Annotated in this window: 8 protein-coding genes; 2 read left to right on the top strand and 6 right to left on the bottom strand. The window is 67.1% G+C overall.

Annotated elements, in window-relative coordinates:
• Positions 1-11: 11 nt before the first annotated feature.
• Positions 12-6,644, bottom strand: a complete 6,633-nt coding sequence (locus IE313_RS21340) for an RHS repeat-associated core domain-containing protein (protein WP_229924831.1) — start codon at positions 6,642-6,644, stop codon at positions 12-14.
• An 867-nt stretch (positions 6,645-7,511) separates the two neighbouring features.
• Here IE313_RS21340 and IE313_RS21335 point away from each other — a divergent pair.
• Entirely contained in the window at positions 7,512-11,597 is a 4,086-nt protein-coding gene (locus tag IE313_RS21335) for a beta-sandwich domain-containing protein (protein ID WP_229924830.1), read from the top strand.
• Between the two features lie 1,456 nt (positions 11,598-13,053).
• On the opposite strand, the gene IE313_RS21330 is transcribed toward IE313_RS21335, so the two are convergent.
• Genes IE313_RS21330 through IE313_RS21310 form a run of 5 tightly spaced genes read right to left on the bottom strand, consistent with a single transcriptional unit; the run spans position 13,054 to position 18,443 of the window.
• On the bottom strand, positions 13,054-14,313 hold the full coding sequence (locus tag IE313_RS21330; RefSeq protein WP_189934642.1) for an ATP-grasp domain-containing protein: 1,260 nt from the start codon (positions 14,311-14,313) through the stop codon (positions 13,054-13,056).
• A 29-nt stretch (positions 14,314-14,342) separates the two neighbouring features.
• Positions 14,343-15,488: a GNAT family N-acetyltransferase gene (locus IE313_RS21325; protein WP_189934640.1), complete on the bottom strand. Its 1,146-nt coding sequence runs from the start codon at positions 15,486-15,488 to the stop codon at positions 14,343-14,345.
• Positions 15,488-16,156 carry a cysteine peptidase family C39 domain-containing protein gene (locus IE313_RS21320; protein WP_189934638.1) on the bottom strand — a complete coding sequence of 223 codons (669 nt, stop codon included), beginning with the start codon at positions 16,154-16,156 and terminating at the stop codon, positions 15,488-15,490. The genes IE313_RS21325 and IE313_RS21320 overlap by 1 nt, the downstream gene beginning before the upstream one ends.
• On the bottom strand, positions 16,153-17,433 hold the full coding sequence (locus IE313_RS21315; protein WP_189934636.1) for an MFS transporter: 1,281 nt from the start codon (positions 17,431-17,433) through the stop codon (positions 16,153-16,155). Before IE313_RS21315 ends, IE313_RS21320 begins: the two co-directional genes overlap by 4 nt.
• Positions 17,430-18,443 carry a D-alanine--D-alanine ligase family protein gene (locus IE313_RS21310; RefSeq protein ID WP_189934634.1) on the bottom strand — a complete coding sequence of 338 codons (1,014 nt, stop codon included), beginning with the start codon at positions 18,441-18,443 and terminating at the stop codon, positions 17,430-17,432. Before IE313_RS21310 ends, IE313_RS21315 begins: the two co-directional genes overlap by 4 nt.
• A gap of 2,216 nt (positions 18,444-20,659) precedes the next feature.
• Between IE313_RS21310 and IE313_RS21305 the strand changes: the two genes are divergently transcribed.
• Positions 20,660-23,053, top strand: coding sequence for an SdrD B-like domain-containing protein (locus tag IE313_RS21305; RefSeq protein WP_229924829.1), 2,394 nt, complete (start codon positions 20,660-20,662; stop codon positions 23,051-23,053).
• Position 23,054 lies beyond the last annotated feature (1 nt).

Here is a 23,054-nt window from a genome sequence, read left to right as displayed (position 1 = left end):
CCCTACCTCACCTAACATCGTCTGACTGTGATCGTGATGCTACACACCAGATCACCTGGCTGTAGACTCTGCCTCTTCAGCTGGCCGGAAATCTGGGAGCCCAAGCTTCGGTTGACGGAACTGTCGAGTGGCCACATATTACTGACGTCGTCAGCCCCGCCAAGCTGGAGATCAATCTTGTGGTCGATATCAGTTCCTGGCACCGCATTTTTTCCAGCTCGACGCCAAACATCCGCAGCGCTTCCGGAGCGGTTGACCTTGGTGACAACGAGCTGCGGTGCGTCATTCAAAGCCGCGACCTTGGCATCCGCCGCGGCAATCTGCTCCGGCGTCCAATCCGGCTTATAGGTCAGCTCAAGATTCGCCCCATTGCAGTTATGAACCAGGACCGGCGTGGCCCCCGCCAGCACATAGTACGTGTGAAGCGTGCCGACGGTGAGGTCGTAGGTGGTGGCGTGCTGGTGGAAGTTGCGGACCGCGGTGACGGTGAGGGTGGTGCCGTCGGGGCGGCGGAGTGTGGTGCCGGGGGTGAGGTTGTGGGCGTCGGTCCAGTGGTGGTGGGTGCTGTCCCAGAAAGGGTGGTGCCAGGTGGTGGTGAGGGTCTGAGCAGTGTTCCCGTGGTCGTGGTGAGGAGGGCCGCGGGTAGGAGCGGTGTCCAGGGTGAGGGTGGTGAAGTCCTTGTCGGTGTGGGTGACGATGACCCGCTGGACCTTCTCCGGAGCGGTCACGCCGGTCTGCGGGTCGGTGGCCAGGACCGTGTCACCGGCCTTTACCTGGCTGATCGGTTTGGATGAGCCGTCGGCCAGGCGTACCGGGGTGGCGGGTAGGAAGCTGTGCACCGCGCAACCGGCGGCCTCCGCCCCTGCTCCTTCCGACTCCGCGGCCCTGACGACGGCGCGCTCGGCCTCCACCGCGTCCTCGGCCACCCTCGCGGCCTCCTCCGCGTCCTTGACCAGCGTGTAGGCGCGATCGAGGGAACGCCACACCTTGAAGGCCTCGACACCGACCTTGATGGCCTTGAACGCCTTCCCCCAGGGGACCGCGGTCAGGGCCGTGCTGATGCAGCCCATGACGTCGCCCTTGGTGAAGCAGTTGTAGGCATCGGTCAGGCCGAGGACGTCCGCGACCAGGTTGACCAGACGGTGTCTGAAGCCGGATGCCTGTTTCTTCGCCGCGGCCACTGCCGCGTTGGCCGTGGCTTTCTGTCTCTCCAGAGCCCGCTGCTCCGCGTGGGCGTTGGAGACGCTGTTGCTGATGTTGGCTTTGTACTGTCTTCCGTATGCCTTGGTGTTGCCTGGAGTACTGCCCGAGCCCGGATAGTCGTGCAGCGCCGGCGAATGGGGGTTGGTGTCGGTGGGCGTGCGGTTGAGGCAAAGCGGGCAGTTGCGGGTCGGGCAGTCGACGTCCGCGCACGCCCCGGAGGGGTCGGACGTCGTCACCGGGGTGTCGTCGGCGTAGTCGTAGGCGTTCCACGACTGCGGCGCCCCCGGGTCCAGGATCGGGTCCGGGCTGAGGAAGCGGCCGATGGACGGGTCGTATTCGCGCGCGCCGAGGTTGGTCAGGCCCGTGTTGTCGTCCTGGGTGCCGCCGACGAATCCACGCTGGCCTGCGGTCCAGGTCCCCGACTGGTCCCGCACCTCACCGAACGGTTTGTACTGGCGACGGGTGACCTGCTGGGTCTGGGAGTCCACGGCCAGGGTGCTCGTTCCCTGATGGTCGGGAATCAGGTAGGTGAAGTGCCCATCAGAGGAGTGACTGGCCACGACCTGGCCGGCAACGGAGATGTAGCGCACACCGTCCGCAGTCGTAGCACCCTTCTTCTGCGTGATCTCCTCATCACCCGTGTAGAGGGTGGTGGCGTCCGGACCCCGGCGCAGCAGCAGGTTGCCGTCGGCGTCGTACAGGTATGTCGTGTCGCCGCTGGTGCCGGTGGAGGCCAGCTCGGACAGGTTGCCCTCGTCGTCGTAGGTGAGGGTGTCGGTGCCCGCGCGGGTGGTACGGGTGCGGACGTTGCCGGCCTCGTCGTAGGTGTAGCTGTTGGTGGTGTCGGCGGTCGCGTCTGCCGGTACCACCTTGTTCACCTCGGCGACTGCGTGCGCGGGTCCCTTGTCCGCCGCGACGGGCGTGTACGTGGCGGTGGCGTCGCGGGAGGTGTCCCCGGCCGGATCGTGGTCGACCTGGGTGGCCCGGGCGCCGGTGGCGTCGTAGGTCCACGTCTGCCAGTACGGGGAGGGACCGCCCACCGTCGAGGAGGAGCCGGGTGCGGGGGCGGCTGCACAGTCGTCGGTGGCCGTCCAGGCGGCCTTCAGCCGCTGGGCCCAGTCATAGCCGAAGCACTGGGTGTCGATCTGACCGGTGTCCAGCTTGTCGGTGATCTTCGTGACGTTGCCGGACGGCTGGTACGCGTAGCTGGTCTGGTCGGCGAGCGCGCGACCCGACTGGGCCACGGTGGTGGAACTGGTCAGCCGCTGGGTCTGGTCGTCGTAGGTGAGGGTCTGCTGGGTGAAGTTGCCGGAGGTGCCGTAGGTGAACTGCAGCGGCTGGTCGAAGTCGTTGTAGCGGAGGCCGCTGACGTAGGCCCAGGTGTTGACGCCGGCCGCAGCGATGGGCCGGTCGTTGGCGTCATAGGTATACGCCACCGTCTCCTGCGGAAGCTTGACGGTGCTGGGACTGGCATCCGTGTATTCCTCCAGCGTGCCGTTGAGGTTGTAGTTGTTCTGGTGGACGTAGGTGCCGCCCAGCGCGCCCTCGGAGCCCGGGATGATGAGTTCGGTGGCCTGCACCCAGCCGTGGCTGTCGTAACCGAGAACCTTGTTGGTGTAAGCCGTGCCGGTTGTCCCGTCCACATAGCGGGTGGAGGAGGTGGGCTTGCCCTTCTTCAGCGTGTCGTAGGTCCAGGAGGCCTGCTCGTTGCTCGGCGAGGGGTCGACACCGCCTGTGGTGTCGTACTCGGCGGTCTTGCGCCCCATCTCGTCGTAGGCGTAGCTGATGGTCTTGTTGCGTGCGTCGGTGGTGCTCAGCACCTGGCCGGCGTTGTCATAGGTGGAGGAGGAGGTGCCGGTGTCCGGGTCACTCTGGGAAGTCCGGCGGCCCAGCAGGTCGTAGTGGCTGGTCCAGGTGTGGCCCTGTCCGTCGTCCTGACCTATCTGGTGACCGGCCGGGTCGTAGTTGTAGGTGGCCGTGTCGGCGTCGCCGGTGGGTGTACTGCCGTGGTAGCGCAGCAGCTTGACCATCTGGCCGCGGGCGTCGGTGTACGTGCTGGTGGGGGTGGCACCACCAGGCTGCGCACCGACAAACGGAGTGACATCGACTCGGTCGGAGCCGGGATAGGCCGTGGTGGTGCGCCAGGTCTCCGAGGCGAAGTGGTAGGCGATCTGGGCGGTCACCCTCCCCGCGCCGTCGTAGACCGTGCCGGTCTGCGAGGGAGTCTCGTTGTCCGCCGCGTCCACCAGCGTCCCCGAGGGCGTGCCGCCGCTGCTGTAGGGATCGGAGGTGCTGACCACCCAGCCGTGGCTGTCGTAGTGGCTGTCGGTGATGACCCGGTTGCCGTTCGCGGTTACTGTCTGCGTCTCCCGCGGGCGCAGCATCGCGTCGTAGATGGCGATGGAGGTGCGGTAGCTCATGTCGTGGTTGAGGGTCTTGGTGGTGACCGTCGACGGCACGCTGCGACTGAGGTTGTAGGTGTAGGTGGTATTGGCCGGGGCGCTCGTGGAGAAGCCCGGGTTCCACACGGCGGTGAGACGTCCCAGCGGGTCGTAGCTGCTGTTGGTGGAGTACCCGGCCGCGTCGGTGGTCTTCACGTCCAGGCCGCGGGCGGGGTCGAGTGTGGTCGTGGTGGCGAAGCCGACCGTCTGGCCGGTGACCTTCGGCTGGATCACCTTGATGGATGTCGGGGCCGCGCCGGTCGCCGGGGTGTAGGCGGTGGTCGTGGTCCGGTTGTCGGCGTCGGTCTCGGTGAGTTCGCGACCGTAGGAGTCGTAGGTGTTCTGCAACGCCGTGATGTAGTGGACGGTGCCGTCGCCGCTGACCGAGTCGGCCTTCTGCACCATCGTGACATCGCCCTTGGTGGGCGTGGCGGTGTTGTCGGTGGAGGAGTCGAAGAAACTCAGGTCGTCGCTGACGAGGTCCTGCGGGTAGGTGGGCGTGGCGGAGCAGGAGACGGCGACCGACTGGACCCGGCGCGGGGTGGGAAGAAGATGGCCGGCGGCGTCCTGGGCGTACCAGGTGCGGGTGCACTGGTCGTCGTCCGCGGTCGAGGTGTCGCCCTTGTCGTCGACCGCGGTGGGCAGGCCGGTGGCATCGTCGAGGGCGTAGTCGGTCTCGGTGGTCTGCTTGGTGCCGTCGGCCTTGGTGGTGGTGGTGCGCGTCCGCTTGGTATTGGTGCGGTGCGCGAGAAGCGCGTCCAGGCCGGCCTTCGTGCGGGATTGGGTGGCGCTGGCCGCCGAACTCCACGGGTCGGTGACGGTGTCGGAGAGCAGGGCACCGCCGTCGCCGTTGAAGGTCTGTGATTCGTAGACCTGTCCGGCGAGCCAGTCGGAGTCCTTCTGCGTGTCCCCGCCTGTGCTGTCCTTCAGCTCGATACCGCGCGTGCCGGAGGAGGTCTTGTCGCCGTCCATGCCGCGGAAGTAGGTCTGCCTGGTGAGGGTGACCTTGTCGGGGGAGGTGCCCGTGCGAGTGTCGACCTGGCCGTAGCCGCGCCACTGGTTCCAGGTGCGGTATTTGGCCTGGGTCAGCGGGTCGTCGTTGAAGTGCCAGGCAGGATCGTCGTAGTCGTATGAGGTCTGGATCGGGAGGGCCTTGGTGGTGGGGTCCTCTGCCGTGACCGAGTTGACGATGTACTTGTTGAACCAGTCCAGTTGCGGCGACGTCTGTCCCGGCGGCGTCCAGTACTGCGGATAGCAGCGGTGGGTGTTGTCGTCCTGGCTGGCGGGCAGTTCAGTGGTACCGGCGCGGTGGCAGTCGGGACCCTTGTAATTGGCCGTGATCGATTCGCCGGACTCGGTGATGATCTTGGTCAGCCGACGGCGAGTGATCGGCTGGTACCCGTCCAGGCCGTCGACACGGTTCGCCAGCGCCTGCCCGTCGAACGTCACCGGCGGTAGGGACGCGCTGCCGCCGTCCTTGCCGGTGCGGGTGATCTGGCTCAGCCAAAGGGCCGGGGTGGTGGTGTCCCCTGTTGCCGGAAAGGCGTGGTCCAGCGACCAGGCGTCCACATCCTTGTAACCGGCGCCAACCAGGATCTGCGTACGGATACCCGTCAGACGCTGGGTGGTGAAGAACGACGGACCATGGTTGTTGCACGCGCCCGACGAAGCACAGATCTGGTCAACGGGGATGTCCGGAAAGTGCGAGGCGTTCGAGGCCGTCGGCTTCGACTGGCAGTCGAAACTGGAATCGGGCAGGCAACGCTCTTCGGTGTCGAAGAACACCTGACCCGCCGCGGGCGCCGCGGTGTCGTAGACCTTCTCCGCCAGTTGCCCGTACTGGATCTTCGAGAGGTAGCCACCACTCGTATATGAGGTCGGGGTGGTGGAGTTGTCCTTGCCGTAGTAGTTGGTCTCCGGCGTGTACCAGTAGCTGATCGCGTTGCCATGGGGGTCGACGGTGTAGTCGAGGTTCCACCGGTAGGCCCGCAGGCAGGAGGAGTCGGCGAACGTCGCGGCATGGCACGGCTCGTCCGCATCATTGCCGTACACCGGCGTGGAGAGCACCGAGTCGGTGGTCGCGTCACCCGACGACCAACCCGGCAGCCGGTTCAGCCCGAAGTAGTACTTCGTGCCGTCGGCGGTCGTGACGACAACGTACTCGTGGAACGTGTCGTCGTTGACCGTGTCGGTCTTGATCTCGACCTTCTCGCCGTTGTCGCCCTGCGGGTGCCAGGTGTCGGTCGCGTCGTCATGGACGAGCGTGTTCGACGAGCCGTTCAGCGACAGCGTCATCGTGTCGACCGCGTCCGACCAGCACTCGTCCGACGTCTTCGGTGTGCCGCCCGCGGCATCATCCGCACAGGAGGGGTAGCTGCGCTCCACGAAGCCGGGCGAGTAGTCCCAGCCGTCGCCGATCCACGAGGACTGCGCGTTCGTCGAGGAGGTGCGCCCGTCCACACTCTGCGAGTTGTAGTCCAACGACACGTTCGGGACCAGGCTGCCGGGCACATCGGGCACCGAGATGGGATACGAGTACGTGAAGGCACCGCTGGACCCACCCGCCGACCACTGGCCTGAGGCGGACAGCGACGTGGCAGCGTAGGTGCCGCCGCCGCCCGACGCGTCGGCCACCGCCGCCAACACCATCGCGGAGGTCGCCGGGGGTGAAGTCGTCTTCGCATCCGCCGCGGGTGAGCCTGACGTCGCTTCCGACGCGTGCGGCACCTGGACGGTGGCGCTCACCCGCTGCGCCTTGGCATCGTTGGTGGAGACGAGCGGCGTCTGCCGGTGGCAGCGAGCGGCATGCGGGGTGGTCAGGGCGCAGGGCGGTAGTTGGACCAGGCGCAGGCGGGAGGCCCAGTCACCGCCGTAGGCGTCACGGAACCCGGCGTAATCCAGGCCGACTTGGGCACCGCCACCTGGCGTGGCACCTTCCGGCCGCACCGTGAAGACGACCCCGTGTATGCCGAGTTTCTCGGCGGCCGTCTGCCCCGGCATGGAGACGTGCAGCTTCGTTCCGGCTGAGGCACCGTGCCGGCTCTTTGTCGCAGTGGCGACGGTGACGGGCAGGTTTCCAGCTCGCGCAGATCGGCTCCGCACCGCGTTGGGCTTCTTGGAGTCGACGGCCGGCAGGGCCACGTCTGCATCGCCTGTTTTGGGCCACGTTTTCTTGGCGTCCTTGGGATTCCAGGACTTCATGTGCAGGCGTTCGGCGGGATGGCCCTGGACCCGAGTGACGAGGACCAGGTGTTCCTTCTGGGGTTTGACTAGGAAATCAGGCGCGGCCGTGCCGTCCGCGAGCGCGGGATCCGTGAAGGAAAGAGGCGCAAGAACCGCTAGAAGAGTAGCGAGAATCAGCCATATTCGCGCGGAGGATCTCCCCCGTCGAAACCTTTCGAACCCTCGCATGGATCTTGCCCATTCACCCACTGAAATCCCCATCCCCTAGTGAAGGCATCGGGGAACTTAGCAGTCACCGCGAGCGGGGTGATATGGGCCAAGTAAAGCTCGCGTATATAAATATTAAAGACGGCAAACTTCCACCCAAAGCAGCTCTGCATCGAATTACATCCGCTAAGCGAAACCCGTGACTGCCAGGCGGCCCGCAATACCCACTTGCTGAAGACTCGAAACGAGAATTACCTTACTGGCGATCTGCACCAAGCCGCTCTCAGAGGAAGCAATTACTTGTCCACCCGTGGATGCACGGGTAACGTCCTTCCGCTCTGGTCGCTACAGCCAGGACTCGTTCCTCTGGGGGGAAATCGCATGCCCGAACAGTTCCGACGCCATAGAATGCTCAGAACGCGAAGAGACCGGCGAATACGTCCACGGCTTCCCACTGCCGCCATCGCCCTCGCGCTCTTGCTTCCACCGGCTGCTGTCGGCCTGGCCACAGCGGCATCCGCCGCGGCGGTCGGCGACGGAACTCCACCGGTCTCCAAACCGGCACCTGCCCTGCCTGAATCCCAACCGGACGGGCCGCTGGGCACCACACGTCCGGCCGACGACTCAGGTCTTACGAAGGAGCAACAGGAGGCCCTCGCCGCAGCCCAGAACAGAGCAGTCACCACCGGCAGCGCGGTCCAGGTCGACGCGCTGACGACTGAGACTGCCACGGCCCAGGCCAACCCGTCCGGCACCGTCACATGGACCACCAGTCTGCTGCCCCAACGGATCCACAGGGACGGCGCCTGGGTGCCCGTCGACACCACACTCGCGCAGAACACTGACGGCACCTACAGCCCCAAGGCCTCGGCCGAACCCCTGGCCTTCTCCGGCGGCGGCACCACACCCCTGGCGTCCATGACCAGCGGCAAGGCTGAACTCTCGTTCTCCTGGCCCTCAGCGCTGCCCACGCCCACCGTGTCAGGCGCCACCATCACCTACCCTGACGTGCTCAAGGACGTCGACCTGCGGCTGACCGCCAATACCCTCGGCGGCTTCTCGGAGATCATCGTCGTCAAGACTGCGGACGCTGCCACCGATCCCGCACTGTCCGTTCTGAAGCTGACCACCCACACCACCGGTGTAACGGTCTCCGACGACGGCCACGACAACCTTCAGGCGACCACGCCGGCGGGTCAGGTGATGTTCAGCGCGCCGCAGACGCTGATGTGGGACTCCTCCACCAGCAGCACCGCCACCGAGGCGCTCAGCGCCGAAGCCACGACCGCGGACTCGGAGACCGCCGGCCCCGGCACGGGCGCACAGACAGCCAGGGTCAGCGGCGATGTCAGCGGCTCCACCCTCACCTTGACGCCGGACCACGAGCTGCTCACCGGCTCCGCCACCCACTACCCGGTCTACATCGACCCCACCTGGAACCCCCACTACGCCACCGGCAGCAAGCAGCACTACGTCGAGGTTCAGCAGGGCTGCCCGTCCGCGAAGAACTACGACTCCACCCAGTACGGCGACCCCGGCGTCGGCTACAACAGCTTCTCCGGATGCATCGGCCAAGAGCGCGCCTACTACCAGCTCGGCATCCCCTCCAGTGTGTGGGGCACACACATCGTCTCCGCGACGGTCAACGTCAGAGAGAACTACTCGGCCAGTTGCAGCCTCTCCTCCGACGTCAACCTCTACCTCTCCGGGTCCATCAGCTCCTCCACCACCTGGAACAACAGACCCTCGCTCCCCAGCCATCTGGCCACCAAGGGCTTCGGCCCCGCCTGCGACAGCTTGCCCTCCGGCGGCTTCTCGGTGACCTCCACCATCGCCAAGAAAGCCGCTTCGAAGAGCTCGAGCTGGACCTTCGCGCTGGTCAACAGCCACACCGGCAGTGGCGACGGAAACTATTTCAAGCGCTTCGCCAACAACCCCTCGATGTCGATCGAGTACAACCACGTGCCCAGCAAACCCAGCAGTCTGGCCGCCAAGTTCGGCACTCACTCGGCCGGCTGTGGCACCTCGACGCCGTACCCGGTCATTGGCAAGACCCTGTCCACCACGCCGCCCACGCTCAACGCCACGATCAGCGACGGCGACAAGGACGCCCTGGCAGCCACCTACAAGTACTGGGTCAACGGCGGCACCTCCACCACGACCACCAGCGCCACGGTCGCCAGCGGCAACAACGCCCCGAAGTCGCTGTCCTCGACGTTCATGAGCGGCCTCAAGACCGGTGACGTGGTCGGATGGAACGTCGTCTCCAAAGACGGCAAGGACACCAGCCCCACATCGTCCACCTGCCACTTCACCGTCGACCTCACCGCGCCGGACGCACCGACCGTCAAGAACACCGACGGCCTCTACCCCGAGGACACCCCCGGCACCACCGTCGCAGGCACCCCGGGCAAGTTCACCCTCACCACCGACAGCGCCACCAAGTTCCTCTACAACCTGGACGCCAGCCCACCCACGTCCAACACACCCAGCTCGCAAGTCGCCACGGCCTCCGCCAACACCGCCACGATCACCCTCGCTCCCACCGCCCCAGGAACACACACCCTGTACGTGTACGCCGTGGACACCGCCGGCAACATCTCAGTACAGCAGCAGTACCAGTTCACGGCGGTTGGCCACACCGGCAAGACCTATGCCAGTCTGAAGGACGCCTTCAACAACACCGCCGTCACCGACGACAACAACAAGGACGCTGCCGACGCGGACGGAGTCGGCGCCACCATCTCCCTGCAGGACCTCAAGGCCGCCGGCTGGCAGCCCGGCAGCAAGATCACGGTCGACGGCGCCGCCTTCACTCTGCCCGCCTTCGGCTCCTCCTCGGGTGACAACGTGATGGCCGCCAACCAGACCATCCAGATGAACGACGCACGCGGCCAGGCCCTGGTCTTCCTCGGCTTCTCCGCCTACGGCCTCGTCAGCTCCCAGCGTGCCGACGACGACACCTCCAGTCCGGTCATCCCCGACGGCACCTCCGTCAGCGGCACTCAGTGCACTCTCGGCAACGGCGAGTACGAGGACTGCCTGGCAGGCGGCCCCCAAGGCTCCATCACCTACAGCGATGACACAACCGCACAGGGCTATCATCTGACGGTCCCGGACTGGGTCTACGGCTCCAACGCCCTGGCCGCCGTCACCCTGCCCCACCGCAACCTCGCCAAGGGCACCCAGGAGACCCGCAGCACCAACATCTACGCCTTCGCCGTGCCCCTCAAACGCGGAGCTCCTATCGGTTCCGTCACCCTGCCGGACCTGACCGACGCCGCCCGCCAGTACGTACCCGGACTGCACATCTTCGGCATGGCCATCCGCGACACCACCACGGCACCCGACGGTGCCCGGTGGACCGGTGCATGGAGCTCCCCCAACGAGGCGGCCTTCAACTTCGAAGGAACCGACTACCGGGACCAGACCTTCCGCATCGCCGCCAACCCGAGCACCGCCGGATCCAGCGTCCGCATCCGCCTGTCCAACGCGCTCGGCCGCACCCCACTGACCATCGACCACACCACCATCGCCACTCAGTCCTCCGGAGCCGCTCCCACCGGCACCCCCACCGACATGACATTCAACTCGGGCAGCAGAACCGTCAGCATCCCAGCCGGAGGCGAGGTCTACAGCGACCCGATCAGCTATGCCGCGGTACCCGGCAAACACGTCATGATCAGCCTGCATCTCGCCAACGACGTGCCCTATCTCGTCCAACATAGCTGGACCAGCGCCACCACCACCCAGTACGTCAGCCCTGTCGGCTCCGGCGACCACACCACCGACACCGGCACCACCGCCTTCACCGGCACCGGCGTCTACTGGGGCTGGTTCACCGACATCCTCACCGGCATCGACGTCACCGCCAACACCAACCAACCCACCGTCGCCGTACTCGGCGACAACCTCGTCAACCCGACAGCCAGCGACACCCTGGTCCCCACGGTCAACCGCATCTCGGACGACCTCGCCACCGCACTCCAGAACAACAGCCAGAGCATCCCGAACTACGGCATCGTCGCCGTCGGCGTCGAGAACAACCGCCTCGCCACCAATCAGGTCACCGGCGGTCCAGCCGTGCTCACCCGACTGGACCGCGACGTCCTCGACCTGCCCGGGATCAGCACAGTCATTGTCGACGAAGGGCTACAGGACATCGTGGCCGGCACCGACGAGACAACCGTGGAGCAGGCATACGACGTCCTCATGAGACAACTCAAGAGATGGGGTATCAGGGTGGTCTTCACCACGCTCACGCCTTGCCACGGCTATTCTCCCTGCACCAACGAAGTCGACGCCGTCCGCATGGGTACCAACACCTGGATCAGCGACCAAGTCGACGTCACGGCCCCCACCGTCAGCTATGTCGACGCCGAAAGCACCGTCGCCGTACAAGATCCGACAAGCACCACCGACCCGCCTCAACTGCAACTCAGCAACGCCGCGGCACCCGACGATTACGACACCGGCGACCACGTCAACCTCACCTCCGACGGCTACGCAGCCATCACGGCGCAGTTCGACCTGACGCGACTCGGGCCTGACCCCGTTCCATAGGAAGGACGAGGTCAGGTAAAGGGCGTACGGCCTGCGCAGCCCCCACCTCACGGATTCATGACCACACGCCTATGGGTCCGTGACGGGGGGCGGGACGCCAAGTAACACGTAGGCACACCGCGACACCGTCGGGATGCGCCACCTGGCCACAACCTGTACGTTGCGACGGAGTCCGATATCCGTCACCACTCCCTGGCACTCCCCGAACCAGGCACCAGCCGACTCTTGATCAGCGGGTCCGAGAGCTCGAGTCCCTGGCGGCGCACGATGCAGTAGGTCGCTGACCCGGTCTCGGCGCTCATGGTGTGAGGACCGCCCGTTCACTCGGCACAAGCGCCCCCGCCGCACATATCTCCCGAACGCGGAAGGCATGTGCGGCGGGGCACGGCGCCCAGTTGAGAGGGCGTGGGTGGCGGCGCCGTGGCATAGGTCATGCAGCCGGATCGGTGGCAGCTCAGACTGCGCGGACGAGTTGCTTGAACTGTCCGGTTACCCGGCCCGGGTGCATCGGGGTTCCATCGTCACTGGTGAAGACGAGGCCGGTCTCCACCCACCGCGGCCTGTGAGCCCCTTTGCCGCCGACGGTGCACGGTCAGGACAGTGACGGTCAGCGTGCCGAGGGCGATGATCCGTTCACCTGCATCTGATCGCTCAGGTACGAGCCGTACCGGGGCCGGTGCCCGGGGCGGTCGGCCGCGTTCCCGAACCGATGGGCGAGACAGTCACACTCAGGAGTGGACGGACTGCACGGGACCCGGCGGCCGTGACCCCGCGACACTTCGGCTACAGGGCCTCTTGCTCCCTGCTGGACTCGGCATCCGCGAGCTACCAAGAGACCCTTCTTCCGTCCATCCGCACCACCAGATTCACCCAGACCATGCCCCTGCCCGAACCGCACGGTCCACCCGAACAAATAGAGAACAGCCAGGTACGCCTCCTCAGCAACGCCCTCCGCGAGCCCGCCCAACCCACCATCCGAGCCCACGACGGCGATGAACCACCACTTGGTGCAGCACCCATCCGATGAAGTTACCCGACACGGAGACCGAACTACTCCGCATCAAGGCCATATACATTCAGCCGCTTCATGACACCTGCATCGCAATGCTGTCAATAGCGACGACCAGCGGTCCTGACCCATGCGTTGGACAGTCATGTTCCGGTAAATAGTCCGTGAAGGTGGTCGCCTTGATCCGCTTCCAAAGCGAAGCCTTAGATGTTCTCGACAAGGAGAGTAAGGAATTACTTTCGCAGGTCGAGTGCGGTCTGCTGATCCGGTGACGTGCGGAAACCGCGAGGGCTGCACCCCACGGGGCGCCCCCAGCCCCCGCGTCGACGGGCTCGCCGCCACGTTGGTGAGCCCGGCCGGTGCCGTGGACCCCGCCGCCGTCGTTCAGGCCCTCTCGACGCGGACCGGTCCGTCACCGGTAGGGCGCAGGCGCCGTGCCGTGATGCCTCATCGGATCTCGTAGGAGATGCGCGACGCCGCCTCCAGCGCGATCTCGTGCGACTCCGCGCGGGTGTCTCCCACGGCGTGTACGTAGCCGATGTACTGGCTGTTGGACTCGATCTCGCTGCTGACCTCGTCCCCCAGGGCGACATAGAGCCCGGCGGCACGGCAGCCCTCCACGGCCACGGCTTCTTCGAGGCCCCGCGTACCCTGAAGTCGGCCGGAGGACGGAGCCGTCAGATACAGCTCTGTGACCGCTCCCTCATGGGGGAACGCGGGCACCGGGCTGCCCGTGAGCTTCGCCATCAGCAGTTCGGCAGGTGTCACACCGGTCAGCTCGCCGATGGCGTGTTGCACACCGGCGCCGACGAATCGCGGATTGAGTTCGACCAGCCGGGGCCCTTCCGACGTCAGGATGAACTCCAGGTGGAAGGCGCCGAAGTCGTAATCCAGGGCCTTCAGGGTCTCGGCCACGTAGTCGTCCGCGCCGTCGAAGGGGCGCTCGGCCGCGAAGCGGACGGCGAGCTCCACGAATCGCGGAGGGGCGGACAGCACACGGTCCGAGTAGCCGATGATGCGCACCTCGTCGGAGTCGACGAAGCCCTCCGCGCTCAGCAGCGGGCCGACGAGCACCTCCTCGAACAGGAGCCTGCGCTGCGGGCGCACACGTCTGCCGTACGCGCGCGTCAGGTGCCGGGCCGCCACGTCGCGTACCGCCTGGACGTCGTCCGCGAGCACCACGTCCCAACTGGACGCGCCGTCGACGGGCTTGACGATGCAGGGGTAGCCGATGGGTGAGTCCAGGTCGTCGGCGTACGCGGACTTGACGCCCCATCGGATGTCGGGGACGCCGGCGGATGCCAGGGCCGCGCGGGCGACGGCCTTGTCCCGTGCGATACCGGCCCCCAGCGGCTGGGGTCCGGCGAGGCCGAGCTTGGCGGCGACCGCGGCCGCGACCCTGACAAAGCTGTCCACGGCGCTGAACACGGCGACGACCTCGCCGTTCAGCACCTTCACGACATGCGCGAGGCCGGCGGCATCCGTCGTGTTCGTGAGCAGCCACGTGTCGACGACGTCGTCGAACCGGTCGCCGTAGGTGGCGCGATCGGACACGGCCACCGCCGTCCGGAACCCCAGGCGCCTGGCGGCCTCCAACTGGGCACGACAAGGTGCCGCCAGGGCCCTGCCGGCAGACAACCGACCGCGGCCGCCGCCGGGCAGTGTGTGCAACTCCACGAAGACGACCCAACCGTTCTGCCCAGGCATGCTTTCCCCATGTTCGTGATCGTCGGAAGTCATAGTGCGGCTGCGAGGAGTCGCGATTCGGTCCTCTTCGCCGCTGCGCCCATTTCGTCGGCGAACTGCCGCCAGCGGGCGCTGTTGTAGGTGCGTGCCGCGTGGGCATCGTCACCGCCGGCCGTTCCGGTGAGTACGCCCCACAGGAGGCAGACGTCCGCACCGCGCCGGATCTTCGGTTGGACGGTGCCGATTCCCAGGTGGAGGCGAGAGGCGCCGGCTCGGTAGGCCGCTTCCATGGGGCGGTAGTAGAGGAGCTCGAAGTACTCCGCCGCGACCGCGGGACGGCTGTGGTCGAATCCATAGGCCCTGGAGGTGACTTCGCTGTGCGTCGCGTAGGTGAGCGTGCAGCCCACCATCCGGCCGTCCTTGTGGCACGCGTGCACGACCCCGACGTCTCCGGTCGTCTCGGCCTGGTCCCGCAGGAGGGCACGGATGTACTCGGGATCGGAGGGTTCGCCGTGGTGCCCCTGGTGCGAGGCGATCAGCGAGCTGACGTCGTCCCAGCAGGCGGTCAGAGGCTCCTCGGAGCAGGTGTACCCAGCGGCACGGAACGAGTCGCGATCCTTGCGGATCTGCCGTCTCATGTTGCTCGAACCGGACTGGAGGTAGTCCTCGAAACCCGTGCCGGGCAGCGCGATGGCGCAGTCCGCGGCAAGCAGCCTGGGCACCGATCCCGTTCCGAACGGCAACAGGGACTCCGCGTCCGACTCTCCCAGATAGAGCCACCACGCGCGGCCGTCGGCCTCTTCCGCCGCGATGTGGTTGACGGTGTCGACGACCAGCCCGATGAGTCGCCGGCGCTGCTCGGGGTCGGTGTCGGGGGCCATCGGCATACGATTCGCGTAACCGCGCCGGTTTCCCGCCAGTACCGTGCGTCCCATGGACCGGCCCTGCCGCGGTATGTCCGGAAAGAGCCTCTCCGGGTCGTACATACCGCTTGTTTCGGTGTCCACGAGATACACCGGAAGCCCTGCGACGAGCCTCCCCTCGGCATCGCGGACCAGAACGTAGCGTACCGACGATCCCGGGTCCCGCTCCTGGTACCTCATCCAGGCATGACTCGCGTAGAACGAGCCGCCTGCCAGCGTCTGCCAGGCATCGCTGTCGACACCGTCGATGCTCTTCACCACGTCGACGTGCATCAAGGCTCCCTCACCGCCACGGCGTCGGGCCCGGGTGGGACCCCGAGCAGACTCGCGACATCGGGCCCGACGCCTTCCTCGATGCGTGCGACGGGCCAGTCGCTCGGCCACAGGGCCACGGCACGGCCAGGCCAGCTCGCCCAGAACCGTTCGGCCGGCAGCTCAGCGTGGTGGGCTCCCCACCGGGAGGGATCCGCGAACGCGGCGTACCGCTCGCCGTCCTTCACGACCTCGCCGCGGAACACCACGAGGTGTCCGCCCTTGCGACCGTCCTCGGGGAAGCGGAAGGTGCACGACACGATGCACGGAACGCCGGCCCTGGCGAAGCTCTGCAACTGGGTGGGGGAGCCGAAGGGCGCTGCCGCTCCGGAGAGCCCGTGCCCGGCGGCGATGTCGACCAGGCCCTGGTGGCGCCACCCGCTGGGGCTGTAGGCGCCCTGTTCCAGTCCTTGCCTCAGGAGCTGACGCTGAGAGGGGACCGGCAGTCCGTAGTGATCAAGGATCATGCGGAGGCAGGCCAGCCCGCAGCACTTCTCACCCCAGGCTTCAGGACCGCCGGCGGGCCAGGTGAAGCCGCTGTCGGACCGCTCCTCCGCGGTGAAGTGCTGGGCGTAGCGGCGCATGGCGATGGGCGTGGTCAGCTCGGTACTCGACTTCCGGGACTTCATGAGGACGCTGCACTCCGCTCCGCAGACGGCACCGTGAAGGTCTCGGCGGGCCGCCGGAACGTGCCCCGGTCACGGTTGGCCGACCGGGCCGCCGCGGACACCAGCAGCCCGGACACCAGGAAGAAACCCGCGAGCGCGAGCCATCCCGTGCTTCCGTTTCCGAGGACCAGTGTGGCGAGCAGGGTCGGGGCGAGGGCGCGCATCACGCCCGGCCCCAGTGCGAAGACGCTCTGGTAGGCGCCCTGTGCGTGGTCGGGCGCCAGCTCGAAGCCGAGGCAGAACTCGGCGGACGTCTGTGCCAGTTCGCCGGCGGTGTAGATCACGGCCCACAGCAGGAGGACGCCGACGCTGAGAGCCGGTCCCAGTGACCGGGTGGCCGCCATCGTCAGGCAGGCCATGGCGAAGACGACTCCGGTCAGCCGGGCCATCCGCGCGGCTTGGGGGACCGTACCCGTCCGGCGGCTGACCCGGACCTGCAGCAGGACGACGAGTACCGTATTCACGATCATGACCATGGCGATGGACCACTTGGGCGCTTCGGTGTGGCCGGCCACCCAGAGCGGCAGGGCGAAACTCAGCACACTCGCGTGCAGCGCCAGCAACCCGTTCGCGGCGGTCACGGCCAGATAGCGACGGTCGCGCAAGGGAGCCGCGGTGCGGGCCGTCGCCGCCCCGGCGGTGCCCGGCGCCCTGCGGTGCCCGGCGTCCACGCCGAGCAGCATCGCCGCGGCGGTACCGAAGAGGACGGCATTGCCGGCCACGACGCAGGTGTACGCGGCGGCGGTGTCCACCAGCAGCGAGGTCCCGGCGATCAGAGTCCCGAGGCCCAGACCCACATTGGTGGAGGTCCTGAGCTGAGCTCTGGCGGTGATCCGATTCTCTGCGTCGCTCATGGCGTGGATCAGGGCACCGGCCGTGCCGGCGATCCCGCGATCGGCGATGCCGCTGACGACGGCCACCACGAGGAACCAGGAGAAGCTTCGCACCTGGGTGAAGGCCGCCATCATCAGCGCCTGGGCGACCAGCAGCGAGACATAGACCGGTTTGGGCCCGAACCGGTCGGAGAGCCGGCCGAACACCATCATCAGCGCGAGCCCGACCCCGGTTCCCACGGTCATGCCCAGGGCTGTCTCCTCGACCGTCAGACCGACGGCTCTCGTGAAGAACAACGTTCCGCTCGTGATGTACAAACCGCTACCGACGGTGTTGATGAGGTTGGCGACGGCGAACCGGCGCAGACCACCGGGCGGCGGGAGCAGGTGGAGCTTGGCAGTCATCGGACCGCCCAAGGAGCGGGTTCGGCGGATTCGATGGCATCGAGCAGCAGAGTGGCTATCAGTTCCTGATAGGTGATCCCCTCGAACCCGCAGGAGACAGGGAGATTGCTGTGCTCCTGAAGGCCCGGGATGGTGTTCACCTCCAGGGCGTAGCCAGTGCCGTTCTCATCGATCATGTAGTCGACTCGAACGGCGCCACGGCAGCCCAGGAACTCGTAGACGGATGCGGTCCTGTCGGACAGTTCCTTGAACACGTGCGGGAGCAGGTCGTCCGGTACGCGGTACTCGACGCGTGGCGCCCCGGAGCCACCGAGCTTCGTGGACTCGTCGTAGTAGTCGGACTCGGTGATGAACTCAAGAGGAGGAAGTACGGTGAGGCCCTCTGCTGATTCGAAGGCGCTGACGGTGACGGAGCGGCCGCGGATGAACTCCTCAAGGAAAAGCCTTCTGAACCCCCGCTCCCGCAGGGCGCGGATCTCATGCGCCAGATCCGCTGGGTCGTTGATCAGCGCCATACCAACGCTGCTGCCGCCGTCCACGGCTTTGAGCATCGCCGGATACGAGAAGTCCGCAGGGATTTGGGCAGCCCCAGGGCGTATGATGGGAACCCCGCGTGGCACAGGTATCCCCAGGTAGGCGAACACCGCCTTGCTTGCGAGTTTGTCCATGCCGATGCTGCTGGCCAGGACCCCGGACGACGTGTACGGGACCGAGAGGTAATCGAGAAGACCCTGGATCCTGCCATCCTCGCCGTACGGCCCGTGCACGTTGAGGAACGCCACGTCGAAGAGTTGGATGCGCTCGGTGAAATCGCCGCGCGTGGGGTCCACATGCTCCGCGTGCAGACCCAGGCCAGAAAGGGCGTCCAGGATTGCGACGAGGGACCATTCCTCGCGCGGTACATGGCGAATATATAAACCATCCTCCTCGGATACGGCGCCGTACACCACGGCAATCTTCTTCTGGCGAAGTCTTTCGACCCGCGCCCCGTCGAGTCCTGTCGGTCTCACTTCACTCCGTCCTGGTTCTTTCGCATCGAGAATGCCCAGCCGGACAACTGGAACCCGCGCCCATGCCTCTTCAGTGCCGCAGTCAGCCGCCCGGCTCCCAGGCCGGCGGCTGTCGCCCCAGGACAGTTTCCGTCCGGCGAAAGGGAAATGGTTCACACCCGGCAGGCGGCGCAGCAAAAGGACCAGCCGCTGACCGAGATGTCGCCCTACGCAACCGCGTTCGAGCCACGTCACAGCCGGTCGGCTGATCCGAACGAGACGCTAAATTCATCAACCTCAGCCTGTCAAGCACCCCCCTGGGCGCCCAACATTGCCTACGTGTTGACGTGAATCAGATCGGTCATCTCCAGTGGCTTGAGTGCTGGTGACAGAAGCGCAGGAAGACAGTGCGACACAGGTGTCCACGGGAAAGTTCCGGGCACATGGTAGCCGAAAATCCCCATAGATAAGTGGAGGGACTCCCTGGGCCGCCCCGGGTTCGGCAGAGATCTGAGACTGCGGTTGTGACCTGGGGTTTCATGGATTCCATGCAGTGCTTTACCTCGTACTCGACCGGCGGAACGTGGCCTATCTCACTGCGAAGGCGCCGGTGGTTGCACCAGTCAACCCACTCGGTGTGGCCAACTCGGCCTGGAAGGACCTCTCCGGGAGCGCCGGATTTGATCAAATCGGTCCTGTACAGGAAGTGCCGCGGAGTTAACGGCCCCCCGACCAGGCCGAGTCGATCCCGGTGGGGTCCAGCCCTCCGGCCATTCGGTTGGAGATCTTGAGCGTACTCATGAAACTCCCTTCTGAACTGGGAGAACGAGGTTTGTCCGACGAGCTGGTACACGGTTTGGCGGGAGACGTCGTGAACTCTCCCCTCCCGTATCCGTGTCGAGCACGGCACCGCATGGGCCGACGGTGTGGTGGTCTCCACCCGGCCGCCGGTGTGGGCGCCCGGTTCCCGGTGGCCGGCGTCGGCGAGGATCCCGGCTGCGGGCCCGTGGGCCAGGAGCTCGACCAGTCCTGACCGGCGGGCACGGCTGATGCCCGCGCGGCCTGCGGGGCGGGCCGGGCCGCACCGCGGCACGCCGCCTCCGCCGCCCAAGGCCGCCGTGGAGTCGACGGCGTTCGGCTCGTTTTCGCCGCAGAGGAACCCGTCCCGGCCCTCGCGGCCACCGTGCCACCGGGCCGCCGTGCCGCGCCGCCGCGCCGCCGTGCCGCCGTGCCCGGATCTCAGTGCCGTCGATGATGCCGGTCGCCCCGCTCGCGCCAGGACGGTCGGCGACCTCGGCCGGGCCCCCGCCGCCCGGCCGTGATCACCCGTCAAGAGCCCGACGTCTTGGCGCCGACCGTGCACCCGTGTGCGGAGGGCGCGTCGGTGACGGCACCCGTCGGTCGAAAGTGCCTGGCACCCCAGCGCCGGGCGAGTGCCGATCCGCCCGTTCTGCTCTGCACGTCGGCGCGGAAAGGCGCGGATCTCCCGGGACGGGTACGCCCGGTCGGCCGGGACGCGGGCGGGCCGGTGCGCGGGCGCTGTCCACATCCGCATACCAGGTGTCACGCCACGTCAACCGTGCAGCAGGCGAACCGGACCGATCCCGGCTGCGCAACGCCCCGGGGTGGGAGGCAGTCCCGGACGCGTCATCCGGACGGCACTCGCACGACGGGACCAGATTCGGCCATCACTTCACTCTCGCACATTCTTCCGGTCGCCATTCTCCGAGCGTCCGGCGAGGGGCGCGCATCCCCGTGGATGCGACGGGTTCTGCTGTGACGGCAAGACTCCAGGGGATAAGATATCGCGCGCTGCCCGCGCTGGCGGTCGGTGAGGTCGGGGGGTGGGGGCGAAGGCACCGTGATTGAGCTGCAAACACACGCAACCCAGGGCAGTCCTGCCCGAGGTGGTGAACGTGCGTTTGCTTTTTCCTGGCCTGCGGCGCTTACAACTCACCCACAACATCCTCAGTGATCAACACAAAGCGGTCCACGCAACAGCAGTGGACCCTTTTTTTCTTCCGTGACGTTCGCGACCGGCGTCCGCGCCCGGGGTCACGAAGTGGACGTGCAGCGAGAAGCGAGTGCTTCGTTTTCACGACAAGAGACACGACAAGAGAAGTGTGGAGTGTGATGCCATGAACCGACTCGGCAGAGACTCGCGCCGGTTAGCCCGGAGGCTCGCGGAGCCGCCGGCGCGCATCGCGTTGTCCGTTCTCCTGCTGGCAGGCGGCGCCGTGGGGGTGACGGCTGGAGCGGCCACCGCTTCGACCGCCGACGGCACACTGACGGTTGAGGTGCTGCGCGACTTCTTCGGCACCGGCGTGATCAACACGACGATGGACGTGCCGCAGCGGGGCATGAAGGTGGAGGTCTCCGACCCGGCCGGGCACGTGGCCACCGGCGTCACGGATGCCACCGGAAAGGTCGTGGTGTCGCAGTCGACCCTGCTGAGCGGCGGCCAGTACCGCGTCGACGTCAGCATCCCGGCGCCGTACAACGGCTATCTGCGGGCGGCGCCCGCCTCGACGGAGGAGAACCACTTCGACAGCTTCACGTCGTTCGTGGACGTGTCGGGCGGAGAGAACGCCTCCGTGGTGACGGGAGTGTGGGATCCGGCCGACTACGCACTGCCGGACTCGCGGTACTTCGTGCCGGTGCACAACGGCGCCAACGGGACCGACAAGCGGGCCTTGGTGGCGTTCGGGACGAAGTCCCGGGGCACGTGCCCCACCGATGTGGCGTGCCCGACCACGCTGGCCACGCAGGACCAGGTCGGCACGACGTTCGGGTTGGCGTACGACCAGTACCGGACCCGGCTGTTCCAGAGCGCGTTCGCCCGCCGGTACACCGCGTACGGGCCGCAGGGCGGAGGCGCGATCTACACGACGCCGGTCAACGGCTCGGGTGCGCCGGAGCTGTTCGCACAGGTGCCGGACGCCGCGGTGACGGAGCACGACAGCGCCAACATGATCAAGGACTCCGGGTTCACCGACGCGCCGGGCAAGGAGAGCATCGGCGGCCTGGCCCTGTCGGAGGACGGCTCCACGCTGTACGCGGTGAACCTGCGGACCCGCAGCCTCGTGAGCTTCGACGCGACGGGGACCACCGCCAAGGCACCCAAGTCGACGGTCGCGATCCCGGACCCGGGGTGCGCGAGCGCCGACGACTGGCGGCCGTTCGGTCTCCAGGTGCACAACAACACGCTGTACGTCGGCGGTGTGTGCAGCGCGGAGAGCACGCAGCAGCGCGCGGACCTGAAGGCCTTCGTCTCCACCTACGACGGCAAGCGGTTCACCACGGTGCTGAGCCACCCGCTCACGGACAAACGCGGCACCGTCTACGGCGCCGGCGACAAGGCCACCCACTGGAACCCGTGGAACACCCGCCTGGACACGTGGGACGACCGGACCTCGGGCAGCGTCTTCATCGATCCGCAGCCGGAGCTGGCCTCCCTCGCCTTCGCCCGCGACGGCTCGATGATCCTGGGCTTCCGCGACCGGTTCATGGACGTGCTCAGTTGGGGAGGGCTGGACCCCCGGCCGGGGAACAACACGGCGGAGAACGGCATGTCCGGTGGTGACATCACCATGGTCTGCGCCACTCCCACCGGGGAGTACCAGTGGGAGGGCACCGGAAGCTGCTCCAACCACGCCACCCCCGCCAACAACGGCGGCCAGCCCGCCGACGTGGTCGAGTACTTCCCGGGCGACTTCTACGCCAACGCGCACCAGGAGACCGCGCTGGGGTCGGTGGCCTACATCCCGCAGCAGCAGTGGGTCGTCAGCACGGAGTTCGACCCGGTCGTCAACGTCGCGACCTCGGGAACCGGCTACCACGACATCACGACCGGTCAGGGCCCGGGCAACAACCCGACCGCCAACGGGTTCCAGTTCGTCAGCGCGGACCAGGGCGGGTTCGGCAAGGCCGGCGGGCTCGGCGACATCGCGTACGCCGCGGCGAACGCGCCGATCCAGATCGGCAACGTCGTGTGGTTCGACGGCGACCACAACGGGATCCAGGACCCGGGGCACGTGCTGCTGCCGGGGGCGACGATCAACCTGCTGGACGCGGACGGCAAACAGGTCGCCACAACGACGACCAATGCCGCCGGCGAGTACTACTTCGGTGGCGTCGGCGCCCGGTACGAGCTCACGCCGGGCGCGAAGTACACGGTGCAGTTCGACGTGTGCACCGCGGACACCAGCCAGGTGCCCGAGCAGCCCCCGGCGAGCGAGCTGAGGTTCACGCTCCCGCGGGCCGGTGCCGACCGTGCGCACGACTCCAATGTGACCCCGCCGACCACCGGACCGCTGTGCAACGGCTACGCGCCCGTCACAGCGCCGGACAAGCCGGGCGGCGTCGATCACACGATCGACGCCGGGGTGTACATCCCGAAGGAGACGCCGACCCCGACTCCGACTCCGACCCCGACGCCGCCCGCGGCCTCCACGCCGCCCTCGCCCGCGCCGCCTGCCAACCACCCGGCCCCGGCCGGTGGAGGCGGGGGTGCGCTGGCCAGCACCGGTACGCCCGGGCTGGCGGAGATGATCGGCATCGTCGGTCTGCTGTTGGGCTCGGGCCTGGTCATCGTGTTCGTGACCCGGAATCGTCACGCCCGGCAGCACTGAA

It is taken from the genome of Streptomyces sulfonofaciens, from assembly GCF_014656295.1.
Classification (GTDB): domain Bacteria; phylum Actinomycetota; class Actinomycetes; order Streptomycetales; family Streptomycetaceae; genus Streptomyces; species Streptomyces sulfonofaciens.
This window is presented reverse-complemented; position numbering and strand designations above follow the sequence as displayed.